This is a genomic window from Rhodococcus sp. P4_F3_2 (assembly GCF_056401335.1).
On record NZ_JBFUJN010000014.1, the window covers coordinates 1 to 19263 of the forward strand.

The window sequence follows — 19263 nt, forward strand, 5'->3', positions numbered from 1 at the left end:
GCGGATACCCGCGCTCCGTCACCGAATCGCGGATGACTTCGAGAACGCGCCGCTGACGCTCGGTGAGCGTCTCGCTCGACGGAGACGGAACTGCAGAAGCTCCTGCCTCCGCGGCTGTGCTGGAGCGATCGTCCTTCATGGCCTGTTGCCTCCGTGTCTGAAGAAGTCGTGTCTGAAAAAGTCGTGTCTGAGAAAGTGCCTGGTGCAAATCGCGCAGAAACCTGTCGGTGCCTCCTGCCAACATTCGAGCTGTCGACAAACACGGAGGCTTTCGCAATTCCCGCTGTGTGGTCTGACACGAATCTAGCCGGATTTGCTCGCGGTTTCAAACATCTGTTCGATTCGTGTCGCTTGAAGTAGAGACATTGTCGGCCAGGCGTGGTAGAAATTCGAACATGCGTTCCATCGAACGCATGATCGAACACATCGATCGGTGTCGACCAGCGGAGGTCACGATGGGTAACGCAGCACTGAGAAGCAACAGGGTTTTCGACGACGCGATTGGTGATGACGCGATTGGTTTCGACGGCACGTCGGCGTTGAAGTACCACCCCTCGTTCTATGGGCCCGATGGTGGATCCGACGCTGACGGTGTGTCGTTCGAACGGCGCGGCACGGCCGAAATGCGGGGCGTGGCCAGGTATGTCGACATCGAACCGCAGGCGGCTGTCGTTCGTCGTGTTCCGGCGGTGGGCGCGGTTTCAGGTTCGCGTGCGTTGCGTGAATGTCCTCGCCGGTGGGACGGCGAGCACGATTCGTCACGCCCGTACGGAGGAAGTTTCGCGCACCGAAACAGAGTCGGTGTCTCACGGGTCGAACATGAAGTGGCTGCTGAGGACGTCAGTTGGAAGACAGTGTTCCTTGGCGCCGTATTCACTGCACTGGCAGTGTTGGCGTTGGTGGGGATCGGCGCTTTGTCGAGTGGTGATGTCGCTGCGACAAACGGTGCGACCGAAGTGGTTCGTGTTGCTGCGGGTGAATCCCTCAGTGATATTGCTGCCAAGGTTGCGCCTGGCCAGGCTGTCGGCTCGGTGATCGAGCAGATCATGGATCTCAATGCGATGTCGAGTTCCGGACTGTCCGTTGGGCAAACGCTGATCGTGCCGGCCTCGGGCCGCTGACCGTACCCCGTGCCAGGCGGGGGCGTACCGAGCGTGAGAGCAGTAGGTTCACAGCGAGTAAGCTGTCCACTTGACAGTCCCACCACCTCGGGTGGTCGCGTTGAGTACGTGGATCTGCTCTGTAAATCGTCGGAGGATTTGCAGTCGGTAGCGAATCTGAGTTGCGGCCATTTCGGCGACAACGAAGGAACCCCGATGCATTGCCCGTTCTGCCGGCACCCTGATTCCCGAGTGGTCGATTCGCGCGAGGCCGACGAGGGCCAGGCGATCAGGCGGCGCCGTTCGTGCCCCGAGTGTGGCCGCCGATTCACCACGGTTGAGACGGCAGTTCTCTCGGTTGTGAAGCGCAGCGGCGTGACGGAGCCGTTCAGCCGAGAAAAGGTGGTCAAAGGAGTGCGTCGCGCATGCCAGGGCCGCCAAGTGGACAACGATTCGCTGAATTTGCTGGCCCAACAGGTCGAAGATGCCGTACGTGCTTCGGGTTCTGCCGAAATTCCCAGCAACGAGGTAGGGCTCGCGATTCTCGATCCGCTTCGAAATCTCGACGAGGTTGCATACCTGCGATTCGCATCGGTGTACAAGTCCTTCAGTTCTGCCGCGGATTTCGAACGTGAGATCACCGACATGCGCGAACATGCCGAGACCCGTGCTGCCGACAAGGCTTCCGGCGCCGAGACCGTTTCCGTCGACTGAGGCCTTTGCCTTAGATAACGCTGAGAGCACAAAGCGGCCGTAGGTAACGCTGAGAACACAAAGCGAACAATCGAACAAATCGGGCAAGTTATTCGCTTAGTGTCGACCAAGTACGTTCGTCCGCATCTCGGATCTTCACGGAGGCGTTATGAACTTAGTTGCAGTTCTCGGAGTCGTGAACAGCCTGGTAACCCTCGGGTTCGCCAACACTGTTGCCACCTTTGGTGGTTTCCTCACCAACGTCAACATTCAGACAATCTACTGATCGCGCAATTCACGCCGAACGTCAACGCTTGATCGCTTCGATAGCTTTCAGGACTCGCTTTTCGGAAATCGGTGTGGGTGTACCGAGAGACTGCGCAAACAGGCTCACGCGCAGTTCTTCGATCATCCAGCTGATCGAGTCGACATCTCGAGCAGTGCGACGCTCTTCGGGAAGTGAACTCAACAACCGGTCGTACGCTGCGTACACCCGGTCGAGGACGTCCATCGCCTGCTGATCTCGTTGTGCACTTGCGGGTAGAGCTTCGAGACGGAATTTTGCTGCGGCAAGATACCGCGGCAAATCGCGTAGGCGGGCCGAGCCCAATTCGGCGACAAATCCCGGAAACAGCAGTGAGGTCAACTGTTCTCGGACGTCGTCTGCTGCTTCGCCGCGGGAGCGGTCCAGAACGACGCTCAGTTGGTGTGCTTGTTCGAGGATCGGAACAATCATGCGCAGGATCGCGGAGACGCGTCCGGCCAGTTCGGAGCGTGCGATCTTCACCAGGGCGTCGAACGCCTCAGGCGTGCGTACCGGTCCGCCGTGGGCAGCTATCACTTCGTTGGCAGCTGCCACCCGGCAATCTTCGACGAGGGCCTCCAAGCCGCCGTCCGGATTCTGGCCGAGAGCCAGACGCTGAGTGTTCGACAAGCCGGCGGTCACGGCCTTGAGTTGGGTGGGAACGGCCGCGAGAAGAAGCGCCCGAGTGCCTTCCCGCATCGCCTGCGCCTGCGCAGCCGGCGTACTCAGGACACGAACGGCAACTCCGCCGTTTTCCGGCACCAGTGCTGGGTAGCCGGTTACCTGCTGTCCGCCGATGGAGCGAGTGATGGTCGGTTCCAGTGCGCCGAGCGTTTCGGATGTCCAGACGGTTGCCGCTGCCCGTTCCGTACCGGTTGCCGCCTTGGCCACTTCCTTCTGTACGCGCGGGGCGAGCGTGCGTCGTAGCTGCGCCAGATCCTTACCCTTCGCGAGAACCTTGCCCGATTCGTCCTCGACGACAAATGTCATCCGAAGATGGTCGGGCAGCGCGGCGGGATCGAAGTCGTTGGCGTCGATCTGGATCCCGCCCAAGTGCGAGAGTTCGCGGGCCATTGCGGTCATCAACGGCTCGGATCGAGGTTTGACTGCTGCCAATGCTGCGGCGGCGTAGTCAGGTGCGGGCACGACAGCGCGTCGGATGTTCTTGGGCAACGTCTTGATCAGAGCAGTAACCAGATCGACGCGCATACCGGGGACCAACCAGTCGAAGCCGACCGGCTGAAGTTGCGCGAGCAGGCCGACCGGGATGTGCGCGCTGACGCCGTCGTCGTCCTTTCCGGGCTCGAATTGGTAAGTGAGCGGAAACTGCATGTCGCCCTGGCGCCAGGCGTCCGGGTACTCGCCGCCCAGTACTGCAGCCGCGTCGGAGTTGACCACCGTTTCCGGCGTGAAAGTCAGCAGACTCGGATTCTTGCGCCGCTCGGTCTTCCACCACTGGTCGAAATGCTTGGCGGATACGGCTTCCTGGCCGATACGTTCGTCGTAGAACTCGTAGAGAGTTTCGTCGTCGACGAGGATGTCGCGTCGGCGCGCGCGGTTCTCGAGTTCCTCGACGTTGTCGAGGAGTGCGCGGTTCTCGTGGAAGAACTTGTGGTTCGTCTGCCATTCGCCCTGCACGAGCGCATGGCGGATGAAGAGATCGCGAGAGGCCTCGGGATCGATTCGTGAGTACGTCACTGCGCGGCCCGTCACCAGGGGAACTCCGTAGAGAGTGACCCGCTCGTATGCCATCGCCGAACCGCGCTTGGAGGACCAGTGAGGTTCGGAATAGGTCCGTTTCACCAGGTGCGGGGCGAGCTTTTCAGCCCACTCGGGTTCGATGCGCGCGGACATGCGAGCCCACAGTCTCGACGTTTCCACGAGTTCGGCGGCCATGACCCAGCGTGGTGGCTTCTTGAACAGTCCTGATCCGGGGAAGATCGCGAAGTGGCTGCCCCTGGCGCCCAGGTAGTCCCGCTTCTCGCCCTCGCGTAGCCCGATGTGTGAGAGCAAACCGGCGAGGAGTGACTGATGGATCGCGTTCTCGCTTGCGGGTGTCTCACCCACCGTCCAGCCGAGGCCGCGGGTGATCTGCCGGAGTTGACCGTGCAAATCCTGCCATTCGCGGATGCGGAGCCAGTGCAGGAACTCGTTCCGGCACATCTTGCGAAACTGGTTGGAGGACAGATCGTTACGTTGTTCGCGTAAGTAGTCCCACAGTTTCAGGTATGCCAGGAAGTCGGAGTTCTCGACATTGAACCTGGCGTGCTTTTCGTCGGCGGCCTGCTGGAACTCGGCGGGCCGCTCGCGAACGTCCTGGATGGACAACGCCGCGACGATGACAAGGGTTTCGTGAAGGCAACCGTTGTTCTTGGCTTCCACCAGCATTCGTGCCATCCGCGGATCCGCCGGAATCTGGGCCAGCTCGCGGCCGACCGGCGTCAGTTCGGGGTGGCTTGCCTCGGAACCTCGCGCGATGGCGCCGAGTTCTTCGAGCAGTCCGATTCCGTCCTTGACGGCGCGCTGGTCCGGCGGTTCGACGAAGGGGAAGGCAGCGATGTCGCCCAGACCGAGGGCCGTCATCTGCAAGATGACGGATGCGAGATTGGTCCGCAGGATTTCCGGCTCGGTGAACGCCGGCCTTGACTCGAAGTCCTCCTCGGAATACAGGCGGATGCAGATTCCTTCGGCGACGCGGCCGCAACGCCCGGACCGCTGACGAGCTGACGCCTGCGAAATGGGCTCGATCGGCAATCGTTGAACCTTGGTGCGCACCGAATATCGCGAAATGCGCGCGGTTCCCGGATCGACGACGTACCGAATGCCGGGAACGGTCAACGAGGTCTCGGCCACGTTGGTGGCAAGGACGACGCGTCGGCCGGTGTGCGGCGAGAACACTTTGTGTTGCTCGGCAGCAGACAGTCGCGCGTACAGCGGGACGATTTCGGTGTTGCGAAGACGCCGATCGCGTAAAGCGTCTGCGGTGTCGCGAATTTCGCGTTCGCCGGAGAGGAAGACCAAGATGTCGCCTTCGCCCTCCGCGCTCAGCTCGTCGACCGCCTCGCAGACCGCGTCGACGGGATCACGGTCGAAGGTGATGTCGCCGGACTCGACGGTCAGTGGCCGGTAACGCATTTCGACGGGGAATGTTCGACCGGATACCTCGACTATCGGCGCGGGCTTACCGTCGACAGCGAAGTGCTTGGCGAAGCGTTCGGGATCGATGGTCGCCGACGTGATGATGACCTTGAGATCGGGTCGGCGGGGGAGCAGCTGAGCCAGGTAACCGAGGATGAAGTCGATGTTGAGGCTGCGTTCGTGCGCTTCGTCGATGATCAGCGTGTCGTAGCGTCGGAGCATACGGTCGCGCTGAATTTCGGCGAGGAGAATGCCGTCGGTCATGAGCTTGACGTAGGTGCGGTCCGAGACCTGGTCGGTGAACCGCACGGTGTATCCGACGGCGTCGCCGAGTTCGGTGTCGAGTTCTTCGGCGATACGTTCGGCAACGGTGCGTGCTGCCAGTCGGCGAGGCTGTGTATGTCCGATCAGGCCGCGGACGCCACGTCCGAGTTCGAGACAGATCTTCGGGATCTGAGTTGTCTTACCCGAGCCGGTCTCGCCGGCGACGATGACAACCTGATTCTCCGAGATCGCGGTCGCGATGTCGTCCTTGCGCTGACTGACGGGCAGAGCTTCCGGATACGAGACTGCGGGAACATTGGCGGAGCGTGCCGCCAACCGTGCGCGCGCCGTTTCAATTTCCTCGGCCAGCGCCACCAAAGCGTCTGGTGTGCGGGCACGGTCGAGTTTGCGACGGAGTCGACTCTCGTCGCGGAGTGAGACCTGCGCCAGCGCGCTCTTCAGGTCACTCCGCTTGGGGGAGAGTGGGGCCGGTGGTGTTGTAGACATGCTGATGACAGCCTATCGAACGCGTTCACAACTACCGCTCGCAGATCGTTTTGATGTGCAAATATCGACCAGTGACGACAAATACCGCAAATGAGGCAGTTACACCGGTCGCGTCGACGCCTGTTGCCGTGCGAGTACTTCGCTTGTTGTTCGCGATCTACGGACTCACGGCGCTGCTATGGATTCCGATTCGAAACGCCGACGGATTCTCGTTGTCGAACTATCTGAGCTACTTCACCATCGAGAGCAACATCCTTGCGGTGATCGTATTGCTGGTCGGCGCCCTTCGGGATCCGCAGTCTCGGACATGGCAGTCGGTTCGCGGTGCGGTGACGCTCTACATGGTGATCACCGGAATCATCTACGCCGTTCTACTGGCCAATATCGACGTCAATTTGAACGACGCGTGGATCAACTCGGCGCTCCACCGCATTCTTCCGCTGGTGATGCTCCTCGACTGGGTGTTCTTCGCTTCGAGGCACAGGATCTCCGAAATCCGCTCGCTGCAGTGGCTGCTGTTTCCAGTGATCTACGCGGTGTACACGTTGATTCGAGGGCCGATCGTCGACTGGTATCCGTATCCGTTCATGGATCCTCGCCACCAGGGCTATCTGGCCCTGTTCATCGGATTTGTCGTACTGGGCATCGCGATGGCCCTGATGGCGTTGGCGGTCAATGCCGTCGGACGGCTGGGAGCCGGGCTACGCGGACGGAACGCTGCGAAGTCCTAGTGGATTGCCGGAGGCGAGCACCTGCTCGAGGCGGTCCACGTTCGGGTGCTTACCGGGGTTCGCCCGCGCGTCCTCGGTGTGTTCGGCAAAGATCGTCAGTCCTGCCGAGGCGGCTTCGGGTGTGAGCGCGCCGTAGACCTGAGCGAGATGGTTGTACACCTTGACCGAGCCGGACTTTCCGGGCTTGTTCTCGACGGTGTCGATGACGGTTCCGTCGGCGTCGAGTACCTCGATGGCGGCCAGATGATCGATGGCGGGCAGTGCGGCGAGATTGTCGGCAAAAGTCATGGTCGACAGATTACGTGTGTACCCGGAAATGCCGGTGCCCGGCGAGCGCCGTCGTGCGCCGATTCCCGGTGTCGATATAGTCGCAGCACATCGTTTGCACACCAGCATCGTTTGTATTCGAAGGGGACAATGATGGCTTCGGCATTGTGGCACGGGTTCGCGGACATGGGCGCTGTGGAGAAGAACGGCGCGTTTGTCGTCTCTCGCGGTGAGGGCGCGTACATCTGGGAYYSCGAGGGCACTCGGTATCTGGATGCGACGGCGGGCCTGTGGTTCACCAATGTCGGGCACGGGCGCACGGAGATCGCGGATGCGGTGGCGGCTCAGTTGTCGAAGATCGCTCATTTCTCGAATTTCGGTGATTTTGTTCCCGAGACCACGCAGGTGTTGGCGGAGCGGTTGGCGACGATCGCGCCGGTTGCCGGGAGCAAGATCTTTTTCACTTCGGGTGGTTCGGATTCGGTGGACACTGCGGCGAAGCTCGCTCGCCGGTACTGGCAYGAGGTGGGGCAGCCGGAGAAGGYGATCATCGTCGGTCGTCAGAAGGCGTACCACGGAATGCATGTTGCGGGAACRGCTCTGGCGGGTATTCCGGTGAACCGTGAGGGTTACGGCGAGYTGATGGCGGATGCGGCCACGGTCGGCTGGGATGATGCGAAGAGTCTGCTCGAGTTGATCGAGAGGATCGGTGCGAACARGATCGCCGCGTTCTTCGCGGAGCCGATCATCGGTGCSGGTGGGGTGTATCTTCCGCCGGAGGGGTACCTGGCCGAGGTGCGCGACATCTGCCGCGAGCACGACATTTTGTTTGTCGTCGACGAGGTCGTGACCGGTTTCGGTCGTATCGGCGGCGAGTGGTTCGCGTCTACTCGTTTCGATTTGCAGCCCGACATGATGACCACGGCAAAGGGTTTGACGTCCGGTTACGTTCCGATGGGTGCGGTGTTCATCGCGCCGCGGGTGGCGGAGCCGTTCTATGCGGGTTCGTGGTGGCGTCATGGTTACACGTATGGCGGGCATGCCGGTGCTGCTGCGGCGGCGATGGCGAACCTCGACATTCTCGAGCGTGAGAATTTGCTTGGGGAGTCGAAGCGTCTGGAGGCGTCGTTGCATACGCATCTGCAGCCGTTGGCSGAGCATCCGCGGGTGGCGGAGGTTCGTAGTGGACTSGGTGCGGTCGCTGCGGTGCAGTTGGCTGATCCGGCGGAGGCGTTGCCGTTCGTGAAGACGTTGCGTGAGCACGGTATTTCGGGTCGCGCGGCGGGTCAGGGTGCGATGCAGATTTCGCCGACGTTCGTCATGACCGACGATCAGGTCGCGGAGTTGGCAGCAGGGATCCTCGCAGCCCTCGGCTAGGTACCTCGTTTTCCGTTGACAGACATCGTGTTACGGAGTCATTAAGCCGAAGAAAATGTTTGGGCCCTTCGCGGCGCGGTCCTCATTTCGGTCGAAACTGTCTCCAGCACTGACGATGACCCCTGCCCGCGTCATTTGCCACCATTGTTGCCAATCTCGGCGAGTGGGTTCTGGCAGATTGTCATCACGTCCAAATCTGATTGCTGCATTAGCGTTTCACTCCAGACACGGTGTTTGTGAGCTGGGGCACAAAGCATTTCGAACACCTTCCTCCTTCGCGAAAGGTCTCGTCATGCCGATCTGGACGTTGCACGGAGACGGAAAGAACATCGGACCCGGTGAAGTGGTCGCTCCCGGCGAGCGACTCAGTTGGGGAAGAACCATCGGGTTGGGTGGCCAGCATGTCGTGTCGATGTTCGGCGCGACGTTCGTCTTCCCGATCATCATGGGTCTCAATCCCCAACTTGCCGTGATGATGTCGGGCTTTTGTACGCTCTTTTTCCTCCTGGTGGTCAAAGGACGCGTCCCCAGTTACCTCGGTACGTCGGCGGCCTTTGTCGGCGGCGTTGCCGCTATTCGTGCTCAGGGTGGAACGACGGCGGAAGTGACCGGTGCGATTCTGGTGTCGGGGTTGGTTCTGGGATTCGTCGGCATCGCCATCCACTTTCTCGGCGGTGGCGTCATCAGTAAAGCGCTACCGCCGGTGGTCACCGGCGCTGTGGTGATGCTGATCGGTTTCAACCTGGCGCCCGTTGTCGCGGGGTTGTACTGGCCGCAGGACCAATGGGTGGCGCTGATCGTGATGGTTGCCCTGATCGTGATGAGCGTTGCGCTACGCGGCTTCCTGGGACGTATCGCCATTCTCGTCGCGCTGGTTTTCGGCTACATCTTCTCGTGGGTCCTCGACCGGGTCTCCGGTCCGATCACGTCCGCCGGCGGTAGTGGAGCACCCACCGAGCACTTTCGTGTCAACTGGGATTCGGTGCACTCGGCGTCGTGGTTCGGGTTGCCGCCGTTCTCGGACGAAGCCAACGGAATCGTCGGTATCCACGCTCCCTCGTTCAGCCTCACGTTCATCGTTCTGGTCCTTCCCGGTGTCATCGCACTGGTCGCGGAAAACGCCGGTCACGTCAAGGCCGTCGCCGAGATCACGGGCGACGATCTCGACCCGTACATCGGACGCGCAATTGCCGGTGACGGTTTTGCCACCGCCATCGCCAGCGCAGTAGGCGGCTCTCCCACGACGACACACGCCGAGAACATCGGTGTCATGGCAGCCACTCGGGTGTACTCGACCGCCGCGTACGTGATCGCGGGTGTCATCGCGATCCTGCTCGGCTTCTCCCCCAAGTTCGGGGCGGTCATGGCGGCGACTCCCGGCGGCGTTCTCGGCGGAATTCTTGTGGTTCTGTTCGGCATGATCGGTCTGCTCGGCGCCAAGATCTGGAAAGAGAACGGTGTCGACTTCGGGAATCCGCTGAATCTGATGCCGATCGCCGCCGGTCTGATCATCGGTATCGGCGACACGGCTCTGAAGTTCAGTGACACGTTCTCACTCGGAGGCATCGCGCTCGGCACCATCGTCTTGATCGTGATGTACCACTTCTGCCAGTTCGTCGGGTCCAGGAACCCCGAACTGAACAGGCCGGAGCCCGGCAGGCGACCGGGCTCCATGACGGGTCCGGATACGTCAGATGACGAACGGGAAGAGCCCGTGGCGCAGCTCACGTGATGCCAAGTTGAATGTATGCCAGGTATGACCCGTGACCGTTGTCACATCTGCACAAAACGTGAAGTGACTCATAGAGGCAGGATTGAGTAATGAAACCGTCGCCGCTGACTTATCACCGACCGTCCTCGGTCGAGGACGCGTGCCGAATCCTCTCCGAGGTCTCTCACGAGGGGAAGGTGCTCGCCGGTGGGCAATCGCTTGTGCCGCTGCTGTCCATGCGCCTCGCCGCGCCCGCCCACATCGTCGACATCGGATCGATCCCGAACCTCGCTTCGGTGACCTCGTCCGAAGACGAAGGAGTGCGGTTCCAGGCCCTGGCCACGCACTCGGCGCTGGCGGCCGACGAAGGTGCTCGTCGAGTTCAGCCTCTACTGAACCGTGCTCTGCAGTTGGTAGCGCACCCCACGATCCGTAACCGCGGGACGAGCGTCGGTTCCATCGTCCATGCCGACCCGTCGGCGGAGATGCCGGCAGTCCTGACACTGCTCGGCGGCAGCGTGACCGTCCAGTCGGTGCGTGGCACCCGCGAGATCGCGTCGACGGATCTCTTTGCCGGTCCTCTCGAGTCGAGCCTGGAATCGGACGAGATCGCGGTGTCGGTGTCGGTGCCCGGCGCCGAACCCGGAGTGGGGACCGCCATCGACGAGATCGCGCGTCGTCACGGTGACTACGCATTGGTCGGCGTCGTCGCCCGGATTCGCGTGGTCGACGGTCTGGTGGCCGAAGCGCACATGACGTACGTGTCCGCCGGAGAGCTGGGGCAGGTCGTGGACTACACGGACGTGCTGGCGGGGGCGTCCGCGACGGATCAGCGAGACCCGCGATGGCGCACTCTCGGAGAATGCGCCCGCGCGCAGATAGATACCGAGGCAGACATTCACGGGACGGCGGCGTACCGCTCGCAGTTGGTGTCCGCGCTCACGGCGCGGGTCGGCTTCGCGGCGGCAACGGATGCTCTCAGTGAGAACGCAGTACTGGCAGGAAAGTGGTGACAATGTCCAAAAACGATCGCTCCATCGATGATCAACTTGCCGAGTTGGCAGCAGACACCGGTGAGCACCATGTGGCCGTGACGTTCACGCTCAACGAGGTGACGAGCACCGTCGTTCTTCCCTCCCGCACTTTGGCTTCGGATGCCATTCGTCACCACCTCCGTAAGACGGGCACGCACGTCGGTTGTGAACACGGCGTGTGTGGTGCGTGCACCGTGCTGCTCGACGGAAAGCCGGTTCGGTCCTGCCTCGTCCTCGCTGCCAGCCTCGAAGGTCGATCGATCACGACCGTCGAAGGCCTCGTCGAGCCGGACGGTACTTTGCATCCGGTTCAGCAGGCGTTCAAGGATTGTCACGGTCTGCAGTGCGGATTCTGCACTCCGGGATTCGTGACGACCATCGCGGCGTTTCTCGAGGAGAACCCCAATCCCACACGTGAGGAAGCAACCGACGCGATCGCGGGAAACCTTTGCCGTTGTACGGGATACCAGAACATCAGGGCGTCGGTTCTGCGCGCAGCCGAGATCAAGCGTGAACGGGCCGGGCAGTTCCCGCTCGGAATCGACGACGCGTCCACTCGGGAGGCGTTGGATCGCAAGGTGCGGGGAACAACGAATCCCGTCGGAGGACGGGCGGGTAAGGCATGAGTACTCCGGTCAAACCAGCAAAGCGCAACGGGGCGAAGCACCCCGCTTCCGATCATTCGACGGCCGATCATTCGGTTGCCGACGACGGCAAGTTCTTCGGTAAACCGATTCCGCGCGAGGAAGATACGCGTCTGCTCAGTGGTCAGGGGCGATACCTCGACGATCTGGGCCACAACGCGCTGATCGCGGCATTCGTCAGGTCGCCGCACGCTCATGCGCGAATCATCGATATCGACATCGACCAGGCGCTGGAAGTGCCTGGTGTGCATGCCATCTACACCTACGAAGATCTCCTGGCCGACACGCCGGAAATGGCGGAGAACCTGCCACTGCTCATTCCGCATCCGGGAATCATCGCTCCGCGCAACGGGTATCCCCTCGCGAAGGACGAGGTGAAGCATGTCGGCGAAGCCATCGCCATGGTGGTCGCCGACAACCGGTACATCGCCGAGGACGCTTGCGCGAAGATCGACGTCACCTACGAGGCGCTGAAGCCTGTAGTGGGGATCGACGTCGCTCGCACCGCCGCCAACGCCGTCCACGCCGACGTTCCGGACAACGTCGCCGCTCACCTGCAGCACGGGTTCGGAGATCTGGATGCCGAACTGGCCGCCGCGCCGCACCGACTGACGCTGGATCTCGAAATCGAGCGTTCGGCTTCCATGCCGATGGAGGGCAAGGGTGTCTACGCGCGCTGGGACGGCGACGAGAACACCCTCACGTTCTGGACCTCCACCCAGACCTCCACGTCCGCCCGCGCCGCAATCGCCGCGCGATTGGGGATGGCGCTGAACAAGGTTCACTGCATCGCTCCTGACGTCGGCGGTGGATTCGGCGTCAAGATCGTTCACCCGTGGCCCGAAGAAGTGATGATCACGTGGGCCGCTCGACGCCTCGGCCAGGCCGGCATCTCCTGTGAGGTGAAGTGGGTCGAGGATCGCCGTGAGCACTTCATCTCGAGCGCGCACGAGCGTGGGCAGATCCAGAAGGTCGACATCGGATTCGACGACGAGGGTCGCCTGTTGGCGTTCGACTTCACGTTCTGGCACGACAACGGTGCCTACCTGCCGTACGGGATCATCGTCATGATCAACACCGCGACGCAGGTTCTCGGGCCGTACAAGCCGAAGTCGTTCCGGGTCAACGCCTATTCGCTGTACACCAACACGGTCATCGTGACCCCGTACCGCGGCGCCGGACGTCCGCAGGCCGTGTTCGCTATGGAGCGATCCATGGACGCCATCGCCAAGTACCTGAACAAGGACAAGATCGCGGTGCGGGAGGCGAACTTCATTCGCCCCGAGGACATGCCGTACGACTTCGGCCTGATGTTCCAGGACGGACGCCCGTTGATCTACGACACGGGCGACTACCAGGCAGGCATCGACAAGCTCAAGAAGCTCATCGACTGGGACGGATTTCCCGAGTACCAGAGGAAGGCTCGCGCCGAAGGGCGGTCGGTCGGCATCGGTATCGGTGCGTACGTCGAGGGAACCGGCCCGGGACCTTACGAGGGTGCACACGTCGTGGTCGAGACGTCCGGAAAGGTCAAGGCGGCAACAGGCTTGACGACGCAAGGCCAAGGCCATCAGACCGCGTTCGCCCAGATCGTCGCGGACGATCTCGGAGTCAAGGTCTCCGACGTCGAGATCGTCACGGGTGATACCCGCCGGTTCGGTTATGCCGTAGGCACTTTCGCCTCGCGTGGGGCGGTCATGTCGGGTTCGGCCTTCCATGTCGCGGCGCAGATGGTCGCGGAGAAGGCGAAGAAGATCGCCTCCGGAATCTTGGATCTGCCGGAAACCGAACTGGAACTCCGGGAAGGCCACGTGTGCAAGATCGGCACCGAAGCCGGTGTGGAAGGTACGTCCGTACCGCTGAGTGTTGTTGCCGTGCTGTCGAACCCGCTACGATATGCGTTCGACCGTGAGTCGAAGCTGGCCACCGGTTTCGCCAAGACCGACACGGACATGTCGAAGCCGCCGATTCCCGAGGGTGAGCAGCCCGGTCTGGAAGCAACCGGCTACTACTCGCCGCCCAGTTCCACCTTCGCTTCGGGAGTGCACGCGGCGATCGTCGAAACCGATCCCGTGACAGCCGAGATCACGGTCCGTCGTTACGTCGTCATCCACGACTGCGGAAACGTGATCAACCCCCGCATCGTCGAAGGTCAGGTCATGGGCGCCGTCGCGCAAGGTATCGGCGGCGCACTCTACGAGCGGATCGTCTACGACGAGCACGGGCAGATGCTCAACGCCTCGTACATGGACTTCTTGATGCCGTTCGTCACCGAGATGCCGGATTCGCTCGAGATGGATCACACCGTCACGCCGTCAGGGCTCAACCCACTCGGAATGAAGGGTGCCGGTGAGGCCGGTGTGATCCCCACCAGCGCCGTCATCGCGGCCGCCATCGAGGACGCCGAAGGAATCTCGATCACGTCCATGCCCATTTCACCGTCCGAACTGTTCGAACTTCGACTCGCACATGCGGGTTCGTCATCAGAGGAGAATGCATGAGAATCGCCGGCACCGCGCAGCTGACGGCACCTCGCGAAGAGGTCTACGACAAGCTCCAGGACGGTCGTGTACTGGCCGCGACCATTCCCGGTGTGCAGTCGCTCGAGCAGCTCACGGACAATCACTACAAGCTCTCCATCATGGCCGGAGTTGCGTCGATCAAGGGCGTCTACGACGGCGAGGTTGTTCTGTCGCAACAGAATCGGCCCAATTCGTTTGTCATGACGGCTTCGGGAGCGGGTGCTCCCGGCACGGTGAAGGCGGACGTCACGGTCACCTTGACGGAGAACGAGGGTGGCACGCTGCTTTCGTATGACGCCGACGCCGTGGTCGGCGGGATGGTCGGCGGCGTCGGGCAGCGCATGATCACCGGTGTAGCCAAGAAGATGGCCGGGGTGTTCTTCAAGAGCATCGACGGCGTCATTGCCAACGGCATCCCCGAGAAGGTCACTGCCGCCGTGGCGGCGGCAATACCGGCAGTGGCGGTCGAAGGCGCGCCGGTAGTTTCCGGAGCTGTCGCGGCACCGGCGGTTCTTCCGGCCGCTGCACCGACAGCGGGTGGCACAGATGCTCGCACGGTGATGGTCAGCGCCGTCGTCGGCGCAGCCATTGCTTTGTCAGGTGTTGCTATAGGCGGATTCCTGGCGCGTTCTGGTTGTCGCGAGTAGTTCACTCAGGTGTCAACAGCTGATTCACGATGAGGGAAACGCCCCGAACCGACCAGGTTCGGGGCGTTTTTCACGTCCGCGTAACCCATGGGGGCGCCGGCGAAGATCCGCTCGTGATCGTGCGCCGAACCTTGGTCCCCCGATTCGGCGAATTGTGACAAAGAATCCGCCCTTCCGAACCTGTGGAATAGCACTACACGTCAGGTACGAGCCACTCACCGGCTAGGCCGCAACCGTCGATCGGTACCAGACGAGACGAGCCAAAGATCTCAGGAGGAAGCGTGGAACCCAGGAAGATTCGGGTCGGTATCGATACCGGCGGAACGTTCACCGACATCGTGGCAGTGGACGACGAAACCGGCGCCATCGTCACCACCAAGACCCCGTCCACCCCGGCGGACCCCGCCGAGGGCTTTCTCGCCGGTATCGAGAAGGTACTCGCCAAGCTCGGCGAGAGCGGCGAGTCGATCGGTGCGGTCAGCCACGGCACGACCGTTGCGACCAACAAGCTGCTCGAAGGCAAGGTCGAGAACCTCGGCTTCATCACCACCGAAGGCTACGAGCACGTTCTCGAAATCGCTCGTCAGTCGGTGCCGGACGGCTACGGCAACTCGTACTTCTGGGTCAAGCCCGAACGCATCGTTCCCGCCGATCGTGTACGCACCGTCGGTGGACGGCTTTCCTTCGACGGCAGCGAGATTCGTCCGCTCGACGAAGAGAGCGTTCGCAGCGCAGCGCAGTTCTTCAAGGACCGCGGCATCCGGACCATCGGCGTCTGCCTCATGCACTCGTACGCCGATCCGACGCACGAGGAGCGCGTTCGCGACATCCTCTTCGAGGTCTTCCCCGATGCGACGGTGAGCATCTCGAGCCAGGTGCTTCGTGAGTACCGCGAATACGAGCGGTCCATCACCACTCTCGTGGACGCCGCGGTCAAGCCGAACATCCGAAACTACGTGAACAACATCGCGAATCGTCTGCGTGAGTTCTCGACCACCGACGGCGAACCCCGCGACATCCCGTTCTACGTCATGAAGTCCAACGGCGGTGTCCTTTCAGCCAAAGAGGTTGTTCACCAGCCTATTACGACAGTTCTGTCGGGGCCGGCTGCCGGAGCTCTCGGTGCTGCGCTGATCGCCGATGCGGCCGGCGTCGAGCAGGTGTTGACCTGTGACGGCGGCGGAACATCGACGGACGTCACCGTCGTGGTTCGCGGCGAGCCCGCGCTGACCACCGAAGGGCGAGTGGGCAACTACCCGTCGAAGATCCCGATGATCGACGTCGTGACCGTCGGCGCCGGAGGTGGCTCGATCGCGTGGATGACGCCGGAACGCACCCTCCGCGTCGGCCCTCAGTCGGCGGGCGCCGATCCCGGACCGTTGTGCTACGGCAAGGGCGGTAGCGAACCGACCATCACCGACGCGCACGTCCTGCTCGGGCGCATCCCACCTCACCTGCTCGGTGGCGAGATTCCTCTCGACACGGAATTGGCACGCAAGGGCCTCGAAGAGCTTGCAACACAGCTCAGTCTGGGCTTCGAGGAGTGCGCGGTCGGCGTCCTCGAGGTCTCGGCGTGGAACCAGGCCAACGCCCTGCGTCAGATCACCGTCAAGCGTGGCCTCGACGTTCGCGACTTCACCCTCGTGACGTTCGGCGGCTCCGGCTCCCTGCTCGCCTGCCGTCTCGTCGACATCCTGGGTCTGAAAGACGTTCTTGTCCCGCTCAATCCGGGTAACGTCTCCGCGTTCGGTCTGCTGACGGTCGATGTCCGCAACGACTACGTCCAGACGCATGTCAGTCGTCACGACCGGTTGAAGGCCGAAGACCTGCAGAGCCAGTTCGACGCGTTGGCCGGCGAAGCCGAGATCGCGCTCGCCGAAGAGGGTTTCGACGAGACGCAGCGCAAGTACTCCCGTACTGCGGATCTGCGTTACCTCGGTCAGGCCTTCGAGGTACGCGTCCCGGTGGCGGAAGGTACCGTCACGGCGCAGATCATGGACGACGCGGCCGAGGCGTTCCATCAGGCGCACCGCGAACTGTACGGCTACGACTTCCGGGGAGACCCGTCGCAGCACGTGGAATGGGTCAACCTGCGCGTGAGCGGCATCGGCCCGATCAAGCGTCCGACGCTCAAGGAGATCCCCGCCGGCACTGGCGCCGACACCGCCCGAACCGGTTCGCGGCAATCGTATTTCGACAGCTGGGTCGAAACTGCTACCTACGACCGCACGCTGCTCGGTGCGGGTGACGTCATCGAAGGACCGGCCGTGATCGAGGAGTTCAGCTCGACTGTCCCGATCCACCCCGGATTCTCGGCACGTATCGACACCTTCGGGAACATTCGTATCTCGAAGTCTTCCGACTCGAACGGAGTGAAGTGATGACCGCCATTCTCGATGCTGCTGCTGCCACCGCGGCCAAGCCGTACCGACTCACCGCTACCGACGGCGCGTCACCTGATCCGATTCTGGTCGAGATCGTCGCCGGTTACCTCGCCAGCGTGGAAATGGAAGTCGAGACCTCCATTTCGCGCACCTCGCGTTCGCCGATGATCCGTGACGCTCACGATTTCCGCGCCGGTATTCACGACCGGAACCTCCGCAAGCTCACGGGCCGTTCGTATTCCGCCCTGGTTCATCCGATCGCCCGGGACTTCCCACTCGAGACGATGAAGCCGGGAGACGTGTACTTCCACAACGACGTCTACCTGTCCGAAGGTGGCATCGGCCATCTCCCCGACCTCTGCGTCACGGTGCCTGTCTTCGCCCGCGTCACTCCCGATGCCGAGCCGAAGGTTGTTGCGTTCGTTCAGGCATTCGGTCACCACGACGACATCGGCGGTTGCTGCCCCGGCTCCATGCCGTCCGGCGCCACCACGGTGTACGAAGAGGGTTTGATGGTTCCGCCGATCAAACTGTGGGACCAGGGAGTTCCCAACGAGGCGGCGCTGCGCATCATGACGCGTAACTCCCGCATGCCGGACGCTCTCGCAGCTGACCTCGACGCCGAGTGCTCGGCGTGCCTGATGGGTGCGCGTCGACTCACCGAATTGTTCGAGCGCTACGGCGTCGACACCGTCGAGTCGTGCTTCGACGCGATGATGGACGCGACCACCGAGACGTACCGCCGCGAGATCCTCAGCAAGATCCCGGTCGGTGAGTACACGTGGGAGGACTACGCCGAGCACGACGGCGTCGACGAGCCGATGCTCCACATCCAGCGCATCACGCTCACGAAGACGCGACCGGAGGACGAGGGCGGCGAGCGACTCATCCTGGACTTCAACGGAACCGGACCGCAGGCAAAGGGCCCGATCAACCACTGCGGTGACTACGCGGACGGAAACTTCCTCATCAAGTGGTTGGCCCCGATTCTGCGTAACCTCGCGGACACCCCGGAGCGCATGGCCGAACTGGATGTCAACGAGGGCGTCGTACCGCTGATCGAGATGAAGTTCCCCGAAAAGGGAACATTGATCACCCCGATCTTCCCTGCCCCCACCAACGCTCGCACGTTTGTCATCCTCCGTCTGCTCGGAGTGCTGGCCGGCGTTGTCGCCAAGGCTGTGGACGGCAACATGCCCGCCGATCAGGAGACCATCAGGTACACCGGCGTTTACGGTGAGGACTTCGAGGGTCACTCGTACCTCATGCGTGAGGTGCTCGGCGGCGGTTCGGGCGGACGCTACTACGCCGACGGTGAGGATACGATTCACGTCGTTCCCGATTCACGGAACCTGCCGACCGAATTCACCGAGAGCCGTTTCCCCTTCATCGTCGAGAAGCTCGGTCTGGCCATGGATTCCGGCGGAGCCGGACGCTACCGCGGCGGCCTGGGATACGAGAAGCACATCCGGATGCTCAAGGATGCGCACTTCATGTCCATCGCGGATCGTTCGATCCTCGCCTGCTGGGGCGTCAAGGGCGGCAAGGCCGGTCGGCCGTTCTCGGTGGTGCTGGATCCGGGTGGACCGAACGAGCGTGAGTTCGACGCGCTGACCGATGCCGAGCCGATCAAGGCCGGCGAGGTCGTACGGATTCGCACCACCGGTGGTGGCGGTTGGGGAGATCCACTGGAGCGCCCGATCGAAGAGGTCTTGCGAGACATTCAGTGGCGCAAGGTTTCCGTCGAGGGTGCACGCGACGACTACGGTGTTGTCGTGATCGAGGGTGACGAGCCGTCCGTCGACGAGGGTGCTACCACGGAGCTACGGGATCAGTTGCGCTCGGAGCGCGGTGAGAACGAACCCTTCTTCGATCGGGGTCCGGGCTACGCGCAGCTTTCCGGTGGCGCCACCTCAGCGGTCTACGACTACGTCTAGGAC

At 62.3% G+C, this 19263-nt stretch carries 14 protein-coding genes; 11 read left to right on the forward strand and 3 right to left on the reverse strand.

Annotated features, from left to right (window positions below; all coding sequences use genetic code 11):
- Nucleotides 1-139 (reverse strand): LexA family protein (locus AC1DWA_RS16685; RefSeq protein ID WP_477916856.1); only part of this gene is annotated, 139 nt, incomplete at its 3' end.
- 256 nt (nt 140-395) lie between these two features.
- On the opposite strand from AC1DWA_RS16685, the gene AC1DWA_RS16690 reads away from it, so the two are divergent.
- Nucleotides 396-1121 (forward strand): LysM peptidoglycan-binding domain-containing protein, encoded by a 726-nt coding sequence (locus AC1DWA_RS16690; protein WP_477845981.1) that lies wholly within the window; start codon nt 396-398, stop codon nt 1119-1121.
- Between the two features lie 195 nt (nt 1122-1316).
- A complete protein-coding gene (gene nrdR, locus AC1DWA_RS16695; RefSeq protein WP_020907539.1) occupies nt 1317-1814 on the forward strand; it encodes a transcriptional regulator NrdR in 498 nt (165 codons plus the stop codon).
- A gap of 286 nt (nt 1815-2100) precedes the next feature.
- On the opposite strand, the gene hrpA is transcribed toward nrdR, so the two are convergent.
- A complete protein-coding gene (gene hrpA, locus AC1DWA_RS16700) occupies nt 2101-6006 on the reverse strand; it encodes an ATP-dependent RNA helicase HrpA (protein WP_477845982.1) in 3906 nt (1301 codons plus the stop codon).
- Nucleotides 6007-6059: 53 nt separating this feature from the next.
- Between hrpA and AC1DWA_RS16705 the strand changes: the two genes are divergently transcribed.
- Complete coding sequence (locus tag AC1DWA_RS16705) at nt 6060-6737, forward strand: Pr6Pr family membrane protein (RefSeq protein WP_070797210.1); 678 nt, start codon at nt 6060-6062, stop codon at nt 6735-6737.
- Here the strand turns inward: AC1DWA_RS16705 and AC1DWA_RS16710 are convergent.
- Complete coding sequence (locus AC1DWA_RS16710) at nt 6708-7025, reverse strand: DUF2322 family protein (RefSeq protein WP_477845983.1); 318 nt, start codon at nt 7023-7025, stop codon at nt 6708-6710. The genes AC1DWA_RS16705 and AC1DWA_RS16710 overlap by 30 nt on opposite strands.
- 132 nt (nt 7026-7157) lie before the next feature.
- Between AC1DWA_RS16710 and AC1DWA_RS16715 the strand changes: the two genes are divergently transcribed.
- The 8 genes from AC1DWA_RS16715 to AC1DWA_RS16750 all read left to right on the forward strand — a co-directional run bounded on the left by AC1DWA_RS16715 (nt 7158) and on the right by AC1DWA_RS16750 (nt 19260).
- Nucleotides 7158-8381 carry an aminotransferase family protein gene (locus tag AC1DWA_RS16715; RefSeq protein ID WP_477916839.1) on the forward strand — a complete coding sequence of 408 codons (1224 nt, stop codon included), beginning with the start codon at nt 7158-7160 and terminating at the stop codon, nt 8379-8381.
- A gap of 292 nt (nt 8382-8673) precedes the next feature.
- The gene (locus tag AC1DWA_RS16720; protein WP_477847906.1) at nt 8674-10113 is read left to right on the forward strand and encodes a uracil-xanthine permease family protein; all 1440 of its coding nucleotides are present in this window, start codon (nt 8674-8676) and stop codon (nt 10111-10113) included.
- 89 nt (nt 10114-10202) lie between these two features.
- Nucleotides 10203-11105: an FAD binding domain-containing protein gene (locus AC1DWA_RS16725; RefSeq protein WP_477847908.1), complete on the forward strand. Its 903-nt coding sequence runs from the start codon at nt 10203-10205 to the stop codon at nt 11103-11105.
- Nucleotides 11106-11107: 2 nt separating this feature from the next.
- Nucleotides 11108-11752: a (2Fe-2S)-binding protein gene (locus AC1DWA_RS16730; RefSeq protein ID WP_029256750.1), complete on the forward strand. Its 645-nt coding sequence runs from the start codon at nt 11108-11110 to the stop codon at nt 11750-11752.
- A complete protein-coding gene (gene cutA / locus AC1DWA_RS16735; RefSeq protein WP_019746089.1) occupies nt 11749-14271 on the forward strand; it encodes an aerobic carbon-monoxide dehydrogenase large subunit in 2523 nt (840 codons plus the stop codon). Before AC1DWA_RS16730 ends, cutA begins: the two co-directional genes overlap by 4 nt.
- Nucleotides 14268-14939 (forward strand): SRPBCC family protein, encoded by a 672-nt coding sequence (locus tag AC1DWA_RS16740; protein ID WP_003946004.1) that lies wholly within the window; start codon nt 14268-14270, stop codon nt 14937-14939. Before cutA ends, AC1DWA_RS16740 begins: the two co-directional genes overlap by 4 nt.
- A gap of 281 nt (nt 14940-15220) precedes the next feature.
- A complete protein-coding gene (locus tag AC1DWA_RS16745) occupies nt 15221-17320 on the forward strand; it encodes a hydantoinase/oxoprolinase family protein (RefSeq protein WP_256064222.1) in 2100 nt (699 codons plus the stop codon).
- Complete coding sequence (locus AC1DWA_RS16750; RefSeq protein ID WP_134999329.1) at nt 17320-19260, forward strand: hydantoinase B/oxoprolinase family protein; 1941 nt, start codon at nt 17320-17322, stop codon at nt 19258-19260. The genes AC1DWA_RS16745 and AC1DWA_RS16750 overlap by 1 nt, the downstream gene beginning before the upstream one ends.
- Nucleotides 19261-19263: the final 3 nt, after the last annotated feature.

What these genes read in the sequence shown, in the direction of transcription:
- nrdR (WP_020907539.1), top strand. Translation starts at nt 1,317, where the DNA reads ATGCATTGCCCGTTCTGCCGGCACCCTGATTCCCGAGTGGTCGATTCG.
- AC1DWA_RS16740 (WP_003946004.1), top strand. Translation starts at nt 14,268, where the DNA reads ATGAGAATCGCCGGCACCGCGCAGCTGACGGCACCTCGCGAAGAGGTC.
- AC1DWA_RS16720 (WP_477847906.1), top strand. Translation starts at nt 8,674, where the DNA reads ATGCCGATCTGGACGTTGCACGGAGACGGAAAGAACATCGGACCCGGT.
- AC1DWA_RS16710 (WP_477845983.1), bottom strand. Translation starts at nt 7,025, where the DNA reads ATGACTTTTGCCGACAATCTCGCCGCACTGCCCGCCATCGATCATCTG.
- AC1DWA_RS16705 (WP_070797210.1), top strand. Translation starts at nt 6,060, where the DNA reads ATGTGCAAATATCGACCAGTGACGACAAATACCGCAAATGAGGCAGTT.
- AC1DWA_RS16730 (WP_029256750.1), top strand. Translation starts at nt 11,108, where the DNA reads ATGTCCAAAAACGATCGCTCCATCGATGATCAACTTGCCGAGTTGGCA.
- hrpA (WP_477845982.1), bottom strand. Translation starts at nt 6,006, where the DNA reads ATGTCTACAACACCACCGGCCCCACTCTCCCCCAAGCGGAGTGACCTG.
- cutA (WP_019746089.1), top strand. Translation starts at nt 11,749, where the DNA reads ATGAGTACTCCGGTCAAACCAGCAAAGCGCAACGGGGCGAAGCACCCC.
- AC1DWA_RS16690 (WP_477845981.1), top strand. Translation starts at nt 396, where the DNA reads ATGCGTTCCATCGAACGCATGATCGAACACATCGATCGGTGTCGACCA.
- AC1DWA_RS16725 (WP_477847908.1), top strand. Translation starts at nt 10,203, where the DNA reads ATGAAACCGTCGCCGCTGACTTATCACCGACCGTCCTCGGTCGAGGAC.
- AC1DWA_RS16750 (WP_134999329.1), top strand. Translation starts at nt 17,320, where the DNA reads ATGACCGCCATTCTCGATGCTGCTGCTGCCACCGCGGCCAAGCCGTAC.